The following is a 16,811-nucleotide window of genomic DNA, read 5'->3' as shown; positions in this document are numbered from 1 at the left end:
CTCACTCGCCGGTGGTGGTGGGCGGCGTTTCCGGTTCGTGCGGGTCAGTGGCGGTCCGGGACCTGTTGCCCGGGCGCCGGGGCGGGCACCCGTCTCGGCGGGTGGAGGCGGACGGAGAGGAGGGCGGCAGCGGCGGCGAAGGCGGCGCCGGTGAGCAGGGCGGCGCGGTACCCGGAGGTCTCCGCGGCCGCGCGGGCCGCGTCCCCCGCCCCGGTGCCGGCCCCGATGTCGGCCCCGGTACGGCTCGTGGCGACGGCGACCAGGACGGCGAGGCCGAGGACGGAGCCGAACTGCTGGCTGGTGTTGACGAGTCCGGAGGCGAGTCCGGTCTCCTCGGTCCCGGCCTCCGCCGTGGCCGCGACGTTCGTGGTGACCACGGCGAGCGGCAGGGCGGCGCCGAGGAGCAGGCTCGGGGCGAGGACGGTGCTCACGAAGCCGCCGTCGGGGGTGAGCGCCAGGGCCAGCCACAGCGTCCCGGCGCACAGCAGGACGAATCCCACGGTCATCGTCCGGTGCAGGCCCATCCGGAAGATGAGCCGGCCGGTCTGGGGGGCGATCGCGACGACGACGAGCGACAGCGGCAGCAGACCGAGGCCGCCGCCGAGGGGCGCGTACCCGAGGACGTTCTGGAGGTAGAGGCTGACCAGGAAGAACATCGGAAAGAGCGTCGTCTGGGCGAGCGCGGCCAGGGCGTTGGCGAGCCGGAGCGCGGGGCGGGCCAGTACCGGGGGCGGGACGAGCGGCGCGGCGGCCCGGGTCTCGACGGCGGCGAAGGCGAGCAGCAGCGCGAGGCCCGCGCCCCCGGCGCCGAGGGTCCGGACGGACAGCCATCCGGCGTCTCCGGCGCCGACGAGCGCGTAGGCGACGAGTCCGAGGCCGGCGGTGGCGGTGAACGCCCCGGTGAGGTCGAAGCCGCCGTGCCGGACGGGGCCGGTGCGGTGGTCGAGGAGCAGCAGGGCGAGGACGGCGAGGGCGGCGGCGAGCAGTACGTTCAGCCAGAACGTGGAGCGCCAGCCGAGCAGGTCGGTGACGACGCCGCCGAGGACCGTCCCGAGCACCCCGCCGAGGCCGCCCATCGCGGCGAACGCGCCGAGTGCCCTGTGCCGGGCGGGGCCGTCGGGGTGGAGCAGGAGCAGCAGGGCGAAGGCGGCGGAGGCTGCGAGCGCGGCACCGGCGCCCTGGGCGGCGCGGGCCGCGACGAGGGCGTCGGCGCCGGGGGCGAGACCACCGGCGGCGGAGGCGGCGGCGAGCAGGCCGAGGCCGCCGAGGAAGACCCGCCGGTGGCCGAGGAGGTCGGCGACCCGGCCACCGAGGAGGAGCAGTCCGCCGAAGGCGATGAGGTAGGCGTTGGCGACCCAGGAGAGGCCGGTGGAGCCGGAGCCGAGGTCTTCGCCGACGGACGGCAGCGCGACGTTGACGATCGCGGTGTCCATGATCAGCAGCAGTTGGGTGGCGGCGAGCAGGGCGAGCGCCCCGCGCCGTGGAGCCGTTGGCGCCTGTGGGGCCGGTGGTGTCGGTGGTGTCGGTGGTGTCGTCACCGGGTGGTCCCGAGGCCGTAACCGTCGAGACAGGACTGCGCGAGGCTCTCGCAGTCGTCGGCGGAGCCGGCCCAGGTCTGCATGGTCAGGTAGACGTGCGGGGCGCCGTGGTAGAAGCGCTCGTACTGCTCGTGGCGTCCGGCGAACTCGGAACCGAGCGCGTCCCAGGCGAGTTTGAGGAGTTTGACGCGGTCCTCCGCGGGGTGGCCGGGGGTGCCGAAGTAGCGGCGGACCAGCGGCCCCAGCTCGGGGTGGAGGAGGTCCCGGCCGCTCGCGGGGAGCTGGACGAGGGCGCCGCCCGCGAGGAGCTTGATGTCCTGGACGGCCCGCGGGTAGAGCTCACCGGCCATGATCCGCTGGGCGAAGGAGATGTCCTGCCCGGGGCGGACGCCGCCGCGGCCCCCGTCGACCTCCTCGTAGGAGGCTTCGGCGGCGAGCACGAAGGCCTTGGCCTGGGCGACCATGCCGAGGAGCCGGCCGATGGCCTGGGTGACGGCCGGGAGCTTCTCGGTGCCGTGGGAGCGGGTGATGAGGATCGCGAGTCCGGTGAGGAATTCCAGCTTGGTCCAGAAGCGGGTCGCGGACTGGTGGACGAAGTTCAGGTAGGCGGGGGTCCGCCACCAGACGGCGCCGGTGCTGGCCGGGTCGCGGTGGGTGAGGACCCGCTCCCAGGGCACGAAGACGTCCTCGCAGACCAGCATCGCGTCGTTCTCGTCGTACCGGGAGGAGAGCGGGTGGTCGAAGACGGACCGGGAGCGTTCCTCGTAGGAGGTGCGGGAGATCAGTCTGAGGCCGGGGGCGTCGGGCCGTACGGCGAAGGTCACCGCGTGCTCGGTGTCGTCGGCGGCGAGCGGTTCGATGGTGCCGACGAGGATCTCGTCGGCGAAGACGGCGCCCGTGCCGACGGTCTTGGCGCCGCGGACGACGATCCCGCCGTCCCGTTCCGCCACGACCCGCAGGGTGCGGTCGTCCCCGCCGGGCCCGGAGGCCGGGTTGCCGAGGGTGAACGCGCAGTGCAGATCGCCCTCGGCGAGCCGGCGGTGGAAGGCGAGGGCGTGCTCGGCGCCGTCGAAGGTCTCTCCGGTGAACACGGCGGGCGCGGCGGCGAACCCGGCCGCGCCGGCGGCCATGTAGTCGGGGGTACGGCCGAGGAAGCCGTAACTCGCCCCGGCCGTGGTCCGGAAGGCCCGGCGTCGGGCGACGAGGTCCTCGTACGAGCGGGGCACGGCGTACGCGCGGCGCACCCCGCCCTGGACGAGGACGGGGCGGTGGACGGGGTCGTCGGCGAGGTCGTAGAGCCCGGCGAACGAGGCCGCGGTGGACCGGAACGCGGGGTGGGCGGTGACGTCCTTGACCCGTTCCCCGTCCAGCCAGATCTCGCGCCCGTCGCGCAGCCCCTCCAGATACTCCTGCCCGGACCTCGTCACCGGTATGTCGCCTCTCCTCGGGTGTCACGGCACTGCCGGTCCCGAGCCTGTCCGGGGTGACCCGTCCGGACAATGAGCGTCCGTCCAGGGGTCCTTAAGAACCGTCCAGGGAATCCCGAAGATGTCAGGTCGGCCGGCCCGAAGCCGCCCGGACCACCCGCCGGCCGTCCTTCAGGCCGCCCGCTCGGCCCCCGCGCGGTACTCCCCCGGGGTCACCCCGAACCATTTGCGGAAGGCGAGGTGGAAGCCGACGGCGCTCTGGTAGCCGACACGGGCGGGCACGGCGGACTGCGGGAGCGAGGTCTCGGTGAGGAGCCGGCCCGCCTCCTGCATCCGGCGGGCGGCGAGGTACCGGGCGGGTGACTCACCGACCAGGTCGCGGAAGGCGGCGGTGAACGCGGAGCGGGACATGCCGACCTCCCGGGCGACGGAGTCGATCGTCCACGGTTCGGCGAACCGGGTCGCCATCATGACGACGGCCCGGCTGATCCCGGGGTGCCTGAGCAGCGGCAGCGAGGCCGGATTGCCCGCGAGTTCGCGGAGCAGCGGGCGCAGCGCCAGGACCAGGGCCATCTCGAAGGCGCGCAGGGTGATGAGCCGGTCGCCGGGTCCGACGGGCCGGTCGGGGGCGGCGAGCAGCCGGAGGGTGTCGCGGAGCAGCGGCTCGCGGTCGACCTGGGCGCCGTCGAGGACGAGCGCCCAGGGCAGCGAGGTGTAGAGGCCGGTGGCGGCGCTGGCATCGTAGTGGAGCCCGGCGCAGAGCAGTCGGCTCTCGGGTCCGCTGCCCTCGATGACGATCTCGCCGGAGGTGCCGGGCTGCCGCTCGGGCAGGACGGCCTTGAGCGGCACGCCCTGGCGTTCGGGCCGGTCGGCGAGCTGGTGCGCGGTGCCGGTGGGGAAGACGACGAGGTCGCCGGCGTGCAGTTCGACGGGGGGTTCGTCGTCGCTGGTGATCCAGCAGTCGCCCTCGACGACGTAGTGGAGGACGGCGCAGCTGGCTTCGGCGTCGCCCTCGATGGCCCAGGGGGCCCGGACGTGCCAACGGCTGTCGAAGACTCCGGTGAGCCGGAGGGGTTTGAGCAGTTCGCTCAGCAGGTCGTCGTGCTCGTCGTGCTGTTCGGGTCGCTCGCGCGGATCGCGCTGATGGTGACGGTCGGTTCCCACGATTGCCATGGACGATCCTTCAACTTCCGCCCCGGTTTGTTAATTGCACGGCCGAAGCCGTCGCGGCGAGCCTGTAACGACGCCGACACGACAGCGGGAAAAGTCTATCGAAGGGCCTTCGACACACATGTCCAGTGAGATTCCGATGCGGGTGGCGGTGGTGGGCGCGAGCGGCTTCCAGGGAGGTGCGGTGGCCCGGCTGCTCGCCGAGCGGCGGCACCGGGTGCGGACCCTGACCCGGCGTCCCTCGGCCGACCGGCCGCCGCTGCCGGGAGCCTTCTTCCTCTCCGGCGACCTGGGGCGGCCGGCCGATGTGCGGCAGCTGTTCGAGGACACGACGCACGCGTTCGTGACGATGCCGCTGGTGTACGAGACCGAGCGGGTGGAGGCGTACGCGCGGAACGTCGCGGAGGCGGCCCTGGAGGCGGGGACGGAACGTGTGGTCTTCAACTCCAACACCCGGATACCGCTGGGTCCGACGGACGTCCCCGCCTTCGAGACGCGGCGGCTCGCGGAGCGGGTGCTGCGGGACAGCGGGGTGCCGCTGGTGGTGATCCGGCCGCCGGTGTACCTGGACAACCTGTTCTCGCCGTGGAACGGTCCGGCCCTGGTCGACGAGGGCGTGCTCGCCTATCCGCTGCCGGCGTCCGCGCGGACGGCCTGGCTGTCGCACCGGGGTCTGGCGGAGGCGGCGCACGCGGCACTGACCCGGGAGGGCCTGGAGGGCCGGACGTTCGACATCGGCGGCGAACGCTCCCTCACGGGCGGCGAGCTCGCGGCGGCCTTCGGCCGGGGGCTCGGCCGGGCGGTCCGGTACGAGGAGCTGGATCCGGCCGCTTTCGAGCGCGGCCTCGCGCAGCTCCTCGGCCCGGAGACGGCGGCGGGGGTGGCCGGGATCTACCACTTCATGGCGAGCGGCGCCGATCCGCTCCTGATGGCGGACGACGACGGGGTGTCGACGGAGGTCCTCGCGCTCGAACCGCCCCCGGTGGAGGAATGGGTGGCCCGCCAGCCCTGGCAGGTCTGGTCCTCGGACACGTCCCCTTCGCACTGACCGCGCGACCCGGCGCACGGACGACGAACAGGCCCCGCCCTACAAGGGCGGGGCGTTTTTGTTGTCCGGGTCCTGTCCTTGTCGGTTCGGCTACGCCCTAGTAGTTAACAAAGCTCCTGGATTGCCCGCCCGAAGACCGTGGAAGGCTCCTGCGGTACCCCTCGAACCCCTCCCCCCGTGACCCCTGTTCATCCCTGTGGACCCCCCATCCGAGTGAACGCGGACAGGAGCGGCCATGCCCGCAACCCGCCGGCCGTCGACGGAGCTAGAAAGAGCGCACAACCACCACCCGCACCCCCGTAAACCGTCAGGTGATGCTGTGAATCCGCTCATGGGACGCATTCCCGTACTGGACGTACGCCCGCTGGTCGACTGTGGCCGGCGCCCCGCGAAGGCGGTGGCCGGAGAGTCCTTCGAGGTGACGGCGACCGTCTTCCGCGAGGGCCACGACGCGGTCGCCGCCAATGTCGTGCTGCGCGGCCCGTCGGGCCGCCCCGGCCCCTGGACCCCGATGCGCGAACTGGCCGAGGGCACCGACCGGTGGGGTGCCGAGGTCACCCCGGACACCGAGGGCTCCTGGACGTACACCGTCGAGGCATGGAGCGACCCGGTGGCCACCTGGCGCCACACGGCGAGGATCAAGATCCCGGCCGGGATCGACTCCGAACTGGTCCTCGCCGAGGGCGCCGAGCTGCACGAGCGCGCCGCGAAGGGCGTCCCGAAGAAGGGCGGCGGCCGGGAGGCCGTGCTCGCCGCGGCGGACGCGCTGCGCGACGTGTCGCGACCGGCGGCCGTCCGTCTCGCGGCGGCGCTCAGCCCCCGGGTCGTCGAATCCCTCGACCGGTACCCGCTGCGTGAACTCCTGTCCACCTCCCCCGCGTTGCCGCTCCAGGTGGAGCGGGAGCGGGCCCTTTTCGGCTCCTGGTACGAGTTCTTCCCGCGCTCGGAGGGCGTGCGGAAGGTCAAGGGCCGTACGGTCCCGGGGAACTTCCGTACCGCCGCCGAGCGGCTTCCCGCGGTGGCGGCGATGGGCTTCGACGTGGTCTACCTGCCGCCGGTGCACCCGATCGGCGAGACCCACCGCAAGGGCCCCAACAACTCCCTCTCCGCGTCGCCGAACGACGTGGGCGTGCCGTGGGCGATCGGCTCGCCGGAGGGCGGCCACGACGCGCTCCACCCGGATCTGGGCACCTTCGAGGACTTCGACGCCTTCGTGGCGCGGGCCCGGGAGCTGCGTCTGGAGATCGCCCTGGACTTCGCGCTCCAGTGCTCCCCGGACCATCCGTGGGTGGAGAAGCACCCGGAGTGGTTCCACCACCGTCCGGACGGTTCGATCGCGTACGCGGAGAACCCGCCGAAGAAGTACCAGGACATCTACCCGATCGCGTTCGACGCCGACATGGACGGCATCGTCGCGGAGACCGTGCGGGTACTGCGGCACTGGATGGACCACGGGGTCCGGATCTTCCGCGTCGACAACCCGCACACCAAGCCGGTGGTGTTCTGGGAGCGGGTGATCGGCGAGATCAACGGGGCCGACCCGGACGTGATCTTCCTCGCGGAGGCCTTCACCCGGCCGGCGATGATGCGGACGCTCGGCGCGATCGGCTTCCAGCAGTCGTACACGTACTTCACCTGGCGGAATACCAAGGAGGAGCTCACGGAGTACCTGACGGAGCTGTCCGGTGAGACGGCGGCGCAGATGCGGCCGAACTTCTTCGTGAACACCCCGGACATCCTGCACGCCTACCTCCAGGAGGGCGGCCGGCCGGCGTTCGAGGCGCGGGCGGTGCTCGCGGCGACGCTCTCGCCCTCCTGGGGCATGTACGCCGGGTACGAGCTGTGCGAGGGCACCCCGCTGCGGGACGGCAGCGAGGAGTACCTCGACTCGGAGAAGTACCAACTCCGTCCGCGCGACTGGGAGTCGGCGGAGCGCGAGGGGATCACGATCACTCCGCTGATCACCGCCCTGAACAGGATCCGGCGCCGTCACCCGGCGCTCCGCCGGCTGCGGAACCTGTCGTTCCACGACACGGACAACCCGCAGGTGATCGCGTACAGCAAGCGTTCGGGTTCGAACACCGTTCTGATGGTCGTCAACCTCGACCCGCACCACACCCAGGAGGCGACGCTCTCGTTGGACATGCCGGAACTCGGCCTCGACTGGCACGAGACCGTGCCGGTGCGCGACGAGCTCACCGGCGAGACCTATCACTGGGGCAGGACCAGCTACGTGCGCCTAGAGCCGGGTGTCACACCCGCGCACGTCCTCGTCCTGCGACCGTCCCCGCAGACCGGAGGGTCACCCACATCATGACTGTCAACGAGCCCGTCCCCGACACCTTCGAGGACACCCCCGCCAAGGACCGCGATCCCGACTGGTTCAAGCGGGCGGTCTTCTACGAGGTCCTCGTCCGTTCCTTCCAGGACAGCAACGGGGACGGCGTCGGCGACCTGAAGGGCATCACGTCCAAGCTGGACTACCTCCAGTGGCTGGGCGTGGACTGCCTCTGGCTGCCGCCGTTCTTCAAGTCCCCCCTGAGGGACGGCGGCTACGACGTCGCCGACTACACCTCGGTGCTCCCCGAGTTCGGCGACCTGGCCGACTTCGTCGAGTTCGTCGACGCGGCCCACCAGCGCGGGATGCGCGTGGTCATCGACTTCGTCATGAACCACACGAGCGACCAGCACGAGTGGTTCCAGGAGTCGCGGCGCGACCCCGAGGGGCCGTACGGCGACTACTACGTCTGGGCCGACGACGACAAGCAGTACGCCGACGCCCGGATCATCTTCGTCGACACCGAGTCCTCCAACTGGACCTTCGACCCGGTGCGCAAGCAGTACTACTGGCACCGGTTCTTCTCGCACCAGCCCGACCTCAACTACGAGAACCCGGCGGTGCAGGAGGAGATCCTGTCCGCGCTGAAGTTCTGGCTGGACCTGGGGATCGACGGCTTCCGGCTCGACGCCGTGCCGTACCTGTACCAGCAGGAGGGCAGCAACTGCGAGAACCTCCCCGCGACCCACGCCTTCCTCAAGCGGGTCCGCAAGGAGATCGACGACCACTACCCGGACACGGTGCTGCTCGCCGAGGCCAACCAGTGGCCGGAGGACGTCGTCGACTACTTCGGCGACTTCCCCTCGGGCGGCGACGAGTGCCACATGGCGTTCCACTTCCCGGTCATGCCGCGCATCTTCATGGCCGTCCGGCGCGAGTCGCGCTACCCGGTCTCGGAAATCCTGGCGAAGACCCCGGAGATCCCCTCCGGCTGCCAGTGGGGCATCTTCCTGCGCAACCACGACGAGCTGACCCTCGAAATGGTCACGGACGAAGAGCGCGACTACATGTACGCCGAGTACGCCAAGGACCCGCGCATGCGGGCCAACATCGGCATCCGGCGCCGTCTCGCCCCGCTCCTCGACAACGACCGCAAGCAGATGGAGCTGTTCACCGCGCTGCTCTTCTCGCTGCCGGGCTCACCGGTGCTGTACTACGGCGACGAGATCGGCATGGGCGACAACATCTGGCTGGGCGACCGGGACGGCGTCCGCACCCCGATGCAGTGGACCCCCGACCGGAACGCCGGCTTCTCCTCCTGCGACCCGGGACGGCTCTATCTGCCGACCATCATGGACCCGGTCCACGGCTACCAGGTGACCAATGTCGAGGCGGGGATGGCGTCACCGTCCTCGCTGCTGCACTGGACGAAGCGGATGATCGAGATCCGTAAGCAGAACCGGGCGTTCGGCACGGGGACGTACACCGAACTCCCGGCCTCCAACCCGGCGGTGCTCGCCTTCCTTCGTGAGGACGGCGACGATCTCGTCCTCTGCGTGAACAACTTCTCGCGGTTCGCGCAGCCGACCGAACTCGACCTCCGACGCTTCGACGGCACCCAGCCGGTGGAGCTGATCGGCGGGGTGACGTTCCCGGCCATCGGCCAGCTCCCCTACCTCCTGACCCTTGCGGGACACGGCTTCTACTGGTTCCGTCTCAAGAAGGGCTGACCGCCGGTCAGTTCGGATTCGTCCTGGGTGGGACGGTTTCCTCCCGTCCCACTCTGGGCACTGTGACCCACACACGTTCCGCAGCACGATTCAGGTCCATACGGGCCTTCTTGCCGGGCCCATACGGATCTTCCCCCTCCGACACGTCCCGCACATCCGGACAGCCCCAGCCGCCATCCGGGACACTCTGCGCATTTGAACGCATACGACAGCCAACTGCGCGCCCCGGGGAAAGGACGCGATGCCATGCCGGAGACCGCATCCACCACCCGGGCCCCGGACGCCCTCCTTCCGGCCCTCGCCCCCCTGCTCCACGAATGGCTGCCACGGCAGCGCTGGTTCGCGGGCAAGGGCCGCCGGGTCACCGGATTCACCCTGGACGCGGCCACCGAGCTGCTGCCCCTGGACGGCGCGGGACCCGGTCTCCTCCATCTCCTCGTACGGGTCGAACAGCCGGGCCGCCCGGCCGGAACACCCGCCGACTGCTACCAACTGCTCCTGGGTGTACGGACCCAGCTCCCGCCCCGCCTCGGCCCCGCCCTGATCGGACGGATCCGGCAGGGGCCGCTCGCCGGACGCGCCGTGTACGAAGGGCTGCGCGACCCGCGGCTCGCCGGCCTCCTCTACGAGCGACTGCGCGCCCCGGGCCGGACCGGCCCCCTGCGCTTCCACGCCACGACGGCGCTGCCACCCGCGCTCGCGCCCCGCATGCTCGACGCGGAACAGTCCAACTCGTCCCTGGTCTATGGAGATTCGTTCATTCTGAAGATCTTCCGGAGGGTCAGCCCGGGCGCCAACCCCGACCTGGAGCTGCCCCTCGCCCTCGCCGGGGCCGGCTGCGCCCGGGTCCCGGCGCCCGTCGCCTGGTTCGAGTCGGGCGCCGCGACGCTCGGCGTCCTCCAGCCCTACCTCCGCGACTCCCGCGACGGATGGCGGCTCGCCCTCGACGCGCTCGCCGACGGACGGGAGTTCACCACCGAGGCTCGGGCACTCGGCCGGGCCACGGCCGAGGTCCACCTGGCCCTGGCGGCGGCACTGCCGACCCGGAAGCTCCAACGGGCCGAGACCGAGCAACTGGCGGCGGCGATGGACCGCCGACTGCACGCGGCGGCACAGGCGGTCCCGGCGCTGCTGCCGCACGTCCCGGGCCTGCGGGCCGTCTTCGCGGCGGCGAGCGGCGCGGGCGGCGGTGGCGCGGTCCAACGCATCCACGGCGACCTGCACCTCGGCCAGACCCTGCGGGGCTCCGACGGCGGCTGGGCCGTCATCGACTTCGAGGGCGAACCGGCGAAGCCGCTGGACGAACGGCGCAGCCCCCAGCCCACGGTCCGCGACGTCGCCGGCATGCTCCGCTCCTTCGACTACGCGGCCCGCACCCACCGGCCCTGGAACGCGGACTGGGCGGCGCGGTGCCGGGCGGCGTACTGCACCGGGTACGCGGAGGCGGCGGGCGCGGATCCACGCACCGACCCTGCCCTTCTCCGCGCCTACGAGACGGACAAGGCGGTCTACGAGGTCGTCTACGAGGCCCGCCACCGCCCGGACTGGCTCCCGGTCCCCATGTCGGCCATCGAACGCCTCGCAGCCCCCCGATGACCCCCGCCACCCCGAAACGAGCCCCACCCACCACACGTGCCCCCACCGCGCCCCCACCCCCGCGTGAACCCACCGCGCCCACCCCCGTGCAGGGCGCCGCGCCCACCCCCGTGTGGGCAATCGTCCCGCAGGGCGGGACGGGTGGGCACACGGGACGGCGCGCTCTGGCGGCGCCTCCGCCCCTTGCGCCCGGACCCGCACCCACAGTGCGCCGTGCACCGGGGTGCGGGTTCAGGCGCGGAAGCCTGGGCCCGGCAAGGGGCGGCGGGCGTGGGCCCGCAAAGGCGTGGGCCGCAAAGGCGTGGCCCCCCGTCGCATGGAACCCCCGTTCGGCCGAGTGTCCCGTCCCCTCACAACACCGTTGCGCAGTCGTACCCCCCGTACCCCCCAGGAGGCATCCCGGTGACCGCCCGCCCCGCAGGCAAGTCGGCCCGCAGCACCAAGTCCCCCAAGTCCCCCGCGCCCTCCGCGCCCCGGAAGGCGCCACCGCTCGATCCGGGTGACCGGGCCCGGCTGCTCGCCGGGGAGCACCACGATCCGCACGGTGTGCTCGGCGCGCATCCGGTGCGGGGCGGTGTGGTGGTCCGGGTGCTTCGCCCGTGGGCGACCGAGGTGACGGTCGTCAGCAAGGGCAAGCGGGTCCCGCTCGCGCACGACGGCGACGGCCTCTTCTCCGGGCTGCTGCCGCTCCTCCGCAAGGTGCCCGCGTACGAGCTGCGGGTCCGTTACGACGGGCCGGACGAGCTCGCCGTACAGGACCCGTACCGCTTCCTGCCCTCCCTCGGCGACCTCGATCTGCATCTGATCGGCGAGGGCCGCCACGAGGAGCTGTGGACGGCCCTCGGCTCCCACCCCATGACGCACGGCGGCGTCTCCGGCACCCGTTTCGCGGTCTGGGCGCCGAACGCGCGCGGCGTGCGGGTCACCGGTGACTTCACACACTGGGACGGCACGGGGCTGCCGATGCGCTCGCTGGGTTCGACGGGCGTGTGGGAGCTGTTCGTGCCGGGGATCGGCGAGGGCGCGCTCTACAAGTACGACATCACGCGGCCCGACGGTACGCACACCGTCCGGGCGGACCCGATGGCCCGCCGTACCGAGTGCCCGCCGAACACCGCGTCCATCGTCACCGAGTCGCACTACACCTGGGGCGACGCGGAGTGGATGGCGCGACGCGGGGCGCGCCCGCACCACGAGGCGCCGCTCTCCGTGTACGAGGTCCATCTGCCGTCCTGGCGTCCAGGCCTGACGTATCGCGAACTCGCCGAGCAGCTTCCCGCGTACGTCCGGGATCTCGGTTTCACGCATGTGGAGCTGATGCCGGTCACCGAGCATCCCTTCGGCGGCTCGTGGGGCTACCAGGTCACCGGTTTCTATGCGCCGACGGCCCGCATGGGGACCCCGGACGACTTCAGGTTCCTGGTCGACGCGCTGCACGCGGCGGGGATCGGGGTCCTGATGGACTGGGTTCCGGCGCACTTCCCGAAGGACGACTGGGCGCTGGCGGAGTTCGACGGGCGGCCGCTGTACGAGCACGAGGACCCGCGCCGCTCGCACCATCCCGACTGGGGCACGCTGGAGTTCGACTACGGCCGCAAGGAGGTGCGGAACTTCCTGGTGGCGAACGCCGTGTACTGGTGCCAGGAGTTCCACATCGACGGTCTGCGGGTGGACGCGGTGGCGTCGATGCTCTACCTGGACTACTCGCGGGAACACGGCGAGTGGCTGCCGAACGAGTTCGGGGGCCGGGAGAACCTGGACGCGGTGGCCTTCCTGCAGGAGATGAACGCGACGGTGTACCGGCGCTGCCCGGGGATCGTGACCTTCGCGGAGGAGTCGACGGCCTGGGACGGCGTGACGCGGGCGACGGACCAGGTGGGGCCGGGCGGCTTCGGCGGCCTGGGCTTCGGCATGAAGTGGAACATGGGCTGGATGCACGACTCCCTGGAGTACGTGCAGAAGGAGCCGGTGCACCGCAAGTACCACCACCACGAGATGACCTTCTCGATGGTGTACGCGTACAGCGAGAACTACATCCTGCCGATCTCCCACGACGAGGTGGTGCACGGCAAGCGGTCCCTGGTGTCGAAGATGCCGGGCGACTGGTGGCAGCAGCGCGCCAACCACCGCGCCTATCTGGGCTTCATGTGGGCCCACCCGGGCAAGCAACTGCTCTACATGGGACAGGAGTTCGCGCAGGGTGGGGAGTGGTCGGCGGACCACGGGCCCGACTGGTGGCTGCTCGACCCGGCGTACGGGGCGGAGCCGGACCACCGGGGGGTGCGGGATCTCGTCCGCGACCTGAACACGGTGTACCAGGCGACGCCCCCGCTCTGGGAGCGGGACACCGTCCCGGAGGGCTTCCAGTGGGTGGTCGGGGACGCGTGCGAGGACAACGTCTTCGCCTTCCTGCGCTTCGACGCCTTCGGCTCGCCGCTGCTCGCGGTGTCGAACTTCTCGCCGGTCGTGCGGCACGACTACCGGCTCGGTGTGCCGGACGCGGTGGTCGCCTGGTCGGAGGTCCTGAACACGGACGCCGGCCGGTACGGCGGCGGGGACGTGGTGGGGCGGGATCCGGTGAAGACGGAGTCGGTTCCGCACCACGGCCGTTCGGCCAGCATCCGGATGACGCTGCCGCCGCTCGCGACGGTCTGGCTGCGGCCGGCCTGAGCCGGGGAGGGCGGTAAAGGACTCTACCTGTCCGAGAATTGACGATCAATCAGTTGATCGTTCACTCGTTCGGGCATCCCGCTCCCCCGTTCGGCTATCTTCGCTCCACCGGTCAGGCCGACAGGTCCAGAGGGGCGGGGACAGGATGCGGGACACCGTCGAGCGGCGCCTGTCGCCGCGGCTCTGCCATCGGGTGCGCGGCGAGGACACCTTTCCCGTCGAGTGGCGGCCGCTCGACGGGAAGGACCGCTTCGCGGTGCGGGCCACCTGGCCCACCGGCCACCCGTTCTTCGCCCCCGTCCGCCGGGGCTCGGAGCCGTGCCACGACCCGCTCATGGTCGTCGAGACGCTGCGGCAGGCCACGATGGCCCTCCTGCACGCGGTTCACGGGCTTCCGCTGACCCGGCACATCCTGCTGAGCGAGATCTCCCTGAGCTGCGACCCGACGGGCCTCACCGTCGCCGGCGAGGAGCCCGACATCGAGATCCGGTTCGCCGAACTCCTCTCGCGCGGCGATCAGTTGACCGAGATCCGGGTGGAGTGGAGCGTGCTGCGCGACGCGTGCGTGGTGGCGACGGGCGGCGCCCACGCGCGGTTGGCCGGTCCCGCCGTCTATCGCCGGCTGCGCGGCGGGCACGTCGAGGCCGGGGTCGTACGTCCCGAACCGTGGACCCGACGGGCCCCGGCACCACTGGCGGGGCGGTCCCGGCCCGAGGACGTCCTCCTGGGGCCCAGCGGACGGGAGGGGGTGTGGGAACTGGTCGTCGACACCGCCCACCCCACCCTCTTCCAGCGCCCCAACGACCACATACCGGGGATGCTGTTCCTCGAAGCCGCCCGGCAGGCCGCCTCCGCCGCCGTCTGGCCCCGCCCCTATCTGCCGGCGTCCGTGCGGGTCGCCTTCGACCGCTACGCCGAGTTCGACGGCGGCCCCTGCCTGCTCCGGGCGGAGCCCGGGAGCACGGCGGGGGCCTTCGAGGTCACCGGGTACCAGGACGGCGCGCGGCTCTTCACCTGCGGGCTGCGGAGCGGATGATCCCGAGCCGCTGGGTCGCCCGGGTCAAGGCCACGTACAGGTCGTTGATGCCGTGCACGGCACCCGCGACGATGCCCTCCGGGTCGACGACCAGGACGGTGTCGAACTCCAGGCCCTTCGCCTGCCGGGGGTCGAGCAGCACCACCGGCCGGGTGAGGTCGGGAGCCGGACCGTACACGGCCTCCGGCAGGGCCGCGATCAGACCCGCGTGCAGCTCGGGCGGGGCGATCACGGCGATCCGGCCCTCGGCGCGCAGCGCGGTCGCCACCGCGTCGGCGGCCTCCTTGACCGGGTCGTCAACCGTCCGGTCCCAGGGCTCCACCCCGGTGGACCGCACCGAGCTGGGCGGCTCGAACCCCGGGTCGTCGGCCCGTCGCACCTCGGCCGCGACCGCCATGATCTCGGCGGGCGTGCGGTAGTTGACGCCGAGGCGCACCAGCTCCCAGCGGTCCGCCACATACGGGGCGAGGATCCGCTCCCAGGCACCGACGCCGGCCGGGTCGCCGGTCTGGGCGGGGTCGCCGACCAGGGTCATCGAGCGGGTGGGGCTGCGGCGCATGAGGAGCCGCCAGGCCATCGCGGAGAGCTCCTGGGCCTCGTCGACGATGATGTGTCCGAAAGCCCAGGTGCGGTCGGCGGCGGCCCGCTCGGCGGCCGTGCGGTGGTCGGCCTCCTCGTGGCGCTCGGCGAAGCGCTCGGCGTCGATGATGTCGTGGGCCGAGAGGACCTCGGAGGCGTCCTTGTCGTGCTCCTCCTTGTCCTCGAACTCGTAGGTGCGCGAGGCGTAGGAGACGTCGAGGACGCCCTGCGCGTACTGGATCTGCTTCTGGCGTTCGGCCTCCTCGGCGGCGCGGGCGGCCGAGTCGTCCTCGCCGAGGAGTTCGGCGGCCTCGTCGAGCAGCGGCACGTCGGCAGGGGTCCAGGGGGCGCCGTCACGGCCGTCGCGCCGGATCTCGTCGGCGTCCGCGTCGGCGAGGTGGGTGGGTTCGGCCAGGTAGTCGGCGAGGAAGTCCTGCGGGGTGAGGGCGGGCCAGAGGGTGTCGATCGCCGCGTACACCTCGGGGTTGCCCGCGATGCCCTTGGCGAGCAGCGCGATGTCGTCGGGGCCGAGGAAGTTGGGGCCGCCGTAGGGGTCGGCGCCGATCCGGTCGGCGAGCTGTTCGGCGAGCGCGTCGAGGATCCGGAAGACGAAGTAGGGGCGGGCCAGGTTGTGCGGGAGGGCCGTCTCGCGGGCCTTGTGGCGGGCCTCCAGGGCCATGTCCCAGTCGATGACCAGGTCGCCGTCCTCGTGCGGGACGACGAGCGGTTCGCCGCGCTCGGGCACCTGCTGACGGTCCCGTACGGCCGCGGCGAGGGCGGCGGCCATGGCGGCGGAGCCCTTGACGGCGGCGGCGCGCGGGGTGTCGGTGCCGGTGGCGCGGACACCGGGGAACAGTTCGGCGGGGGTGGCGAGGAGGACGCCGGTCTCGCCGAGGGAGGGCAGGACGTTTCCGATGTAGCCGAGGAAGGCCGGGTTGGGGCCGACGATGAGGACGGCCCGCTTGGCGAGCTGCTCGCGGTGCGCGTAGAGGAGGTACGCGGCCCGGTGCAGCGCGACCGCCGTCTTGCCGGTGCCGGGGCCGCCCTCGACGACGAGGACCCCGCGGTGCGGGGAACGGATGATGGCGTCCTGCTCGGCCTGGATGGTCTGCACGATGTCGTGCATCCGGCCGGTGCGGGCGGCGTCCAGCGCGGCGAGCAGCACCTCGTCGGCGTCACGGCTCTCGTGCCCGGTGCGGGTGGCGTCGGCGAGGTCGAGGACCTCGTCGTGGAGCGCGGTGACCGTACGGCCCAGGGTGCTGATGTGCCGGCGGCGGACGAGCCCCATCGGCTCGTACCCGGTGGCGAGATAGAAGGGGCGGGCGACCTCGGCGCGCCAGTCGACGACGAGCGGGGTGCGGTTCGGGTCGTCCTCGCGGATGCCGATCCGGCCGATGCGGTGGTCGCGCCCGTCCTTGAAGACCAGACGCCCGAAACAGAGCCCGCTCTCCCCCGCGTTGAACGCGGCGAGCAGCCCGGACTGCTCGGCGACCATGATGTCCCGTTCGAGCCGCCCCTGGTTGCTGCCGACCCCCGGGGTGCGCAGGGCATGCTCGACGGCGGCCTCGGCCTGGTCCCTCAGATCGTCGAGTCGTGTGTAGAGATCGGTGATGAATTGCTGCTCGTTCCGAAATTCCTCGGTTGACAATTCGACTCCCGGCGCGATACAGTGCGTTTATTGAACTTCCCTGCGCCCGTGGTGTTTCCGGGCGCAGAATCCATTAATATACGCGAAGAAA

Annotated in this window: 10 protein-coding genes; 6 read left to right on the top strand and 4 right to left on the bottom strand. The window is 72.0% G+C overall.

All coding sequences use genetic code 11. The features are described from left to right. Positions 1 to 44 precede the first annotated feature (44 nt). From OG514_RS20620 to OG514_RS20610, 3 genes are all read right to left on the bottom strand, one after another. Entirely contained in the window at positions 45 to 1,538 is a 1,494-nt protein-coding gene (locus OG514_RS20620; RefSeq protein ID WP_266896844.1) for an MFS transporter, read from the bottom strand. Then, positions 1,535 to 2,965: a 4-hydroxyphenylacetate 3-hydroxylase family protein gene (locus OG514_RS20615; RefSeq protein ID WP_266896842.1), complete on the bottom strand. Its 1,431-nt coding sequence runs from the start codon at positions 2,963 to 2,965 to the stop codon at positions 1,535 to 1,537. Before OG514_RS20615 ends, OG514_RS20620 begins: the two co-directional genes overlap by 4 nt. Before the next feature lie 171 nt (positions 2,966 to 3,136). Next, positions 3,137 to 4,138 (bottom strand): AraC family transcriptional regulator, encoded by a 1,002-nt coding sequence (locus tag OG514_RS20610; RefSeq protein ID WP_266896840.1) that lies wholly within the window; start codon positions 4,136 to 4,138, stop codon positions 3,137 to 3,139. A 118-nt stretch (positions 4,139 to 4,256) separates the two neighbouring features. Between OG514_RS20610 and OG514_RS20605 the strand changes: the two genes are divergently transcribed. From OG514_RS20605 to OG514_RS20580, 6 genes are all read left to right on the top strand, one after another. Continuing rightward, the gene (locus OG514_RS20605) at positions 4,257 to 5,183 is read left to right on the top strand and encodes an SDR family oxidoreductase (RefSeq protein ID WP_266896838.1); all 927 of its coding nucleotides are present in this window, start codon (positions 4,257 to 4,259) and stop codon (positions 5,181 to 5,183) included. A gap of 331 nt (positions 5,184 to 5,514) precedes the next feature. Beyond that, complete coding sequence (locus OG514_RS20600) at positions 5,515 to 7,500, top strand: alpha-1,4-glucan--maltose-1-phosphate maltosyltransferase (protein ID WP_266896836.1); 1,986 nt, start codon at positions 5,515 to 5,517, stop codon at positions 7,498 to 7,500. After that, positions 7,497 to 9,191 (top strand): maltose alpha-D-glucosyltransferase, encoded by a 1,695-nt coding sequence (treS, locus tag OG514_RS20595; protein WP_266896834.1) that lies wholly within the window; start codon positions 7,497 to 7,499, stop codon positions 9,189 to 9,191. Before OG514_RS20600 ends, treS begins: the two co-directional genes overlap by 4 nt. Before the next feature lie 246 nt (positions 9,192 to 9,437). After that, the gene (locus OG514_RS20590; protein ID WP_266896832.1) at positions 9,438 to 10,787 is read left to right on the top strand and encodes a maltokinase; all 1,350 of its coding nucleotides are present in this window, start codon (positions 9,438 to 9,440) and stop codon (positions 10,785 to 10,787) included. Between the two features lie 402 nt (positions 10,788 to 11,189). After that, positions 11,190 to 13,457 (top strand): 1,4-alpha-glucan branching enzyme, encoded by a 2,268-nt coding sequence (gene glgB / locus OG514_RS20585; protein ID WP_266896830.1) that lies wholly within the window; start codon positions 11,190 to 11,192, stop codon positions 13,455 to 13,457. 145 nt (positions 13,458 to 13,602) lie between these two features. Then, positions 13,603 to 14,493: a ScbA/BarX family gamma-butyrolactone biosynthesis protein gene (locus OG514_RS20580; protein WP_266896828.1), complete on the top strand. Its 891-nt coding sequence runs from the start codon at positions 13,603 to 13,605 to the stop codon at positions 14,491 to 14,493. On the opposite strand, the gene OG514_RS20575 is transcribed toward OG514_RS20580, so the two are convergent. Beyond that, complete coding sequence (locus OG514_RS20575; protein WP_266896826.1) at positions 14,468 to 16,720, bottom strand: UvrD-helicase domain-containing protein; 2,253 nt, start codon at positions 16,718 to 16,720, stop codon at positions 14,468 to 14,470. The genes OG514_RS20580 and OG514_RS20575 overlap by 26 nt on opposite strands. Between the last annotated feature and the right edge of the window lie 91 nt (positions 16,721 to 16,811).

Source organism: Streptomyces sp. NBC_00572 (assembly GCF_026341815.1).
Lineage (GTDB): Bacteria > Actinomycetota > Actinomycetes > Streptomycetales > Streptomycetaceae > Streptomyces.
This window is presented reverse-complemented; position numbering and strand designations above follow the sequence as displayed.

What these genes read in the sequence shown, in the direction of transcription:
- treS (WP_266896834.1), top strand. Translation starts at nt 7,497, where the DNA reads ATGACTGTCAACGAGCCCGTCCCCGACACCTTCGAGGACACCCCCGCC.
- OG514_RS20605 (WP_266896838.1), top strand. Translation starts at nt 4,257, where the DNA reads ATGTCCAGTGAGATTCCGATGCGGGTGGCGGTGGTGGGCGCGAGCGGC.
- OG514_RS20610 (WP_266896840.1), bottom strand. Translation starts at nt 4,138, where the DNA reads ATGGCAATCGTGGGAACCGACCGTCACCATCAGCGCGATCCGCGCGAG.
- OG514_RS20590 (WP_266896832.1), top strand. Translation starts at nt 9,438, where the DNA reads ATGCCGGAGACCGCATCCACCACCCGGGCCCCGGACGCCCTCCTTCCG.
- OG514_RS20600 (WP_266896836.1), top strand. Translation starts at nt 5,515, where the DNA reads ATGGGACGCATTCCCGTACTGGACGTACGCCCGCTGGTCGACTGTGGC.
- OG514_RS20580 (WP_266896828.1), top strand. Translation starts at nt 13,603, where the DNA reads ATGCGGGACACCGTCGAGCGGCGCCTGTCGCCGCGGCTCTGCCATCGG.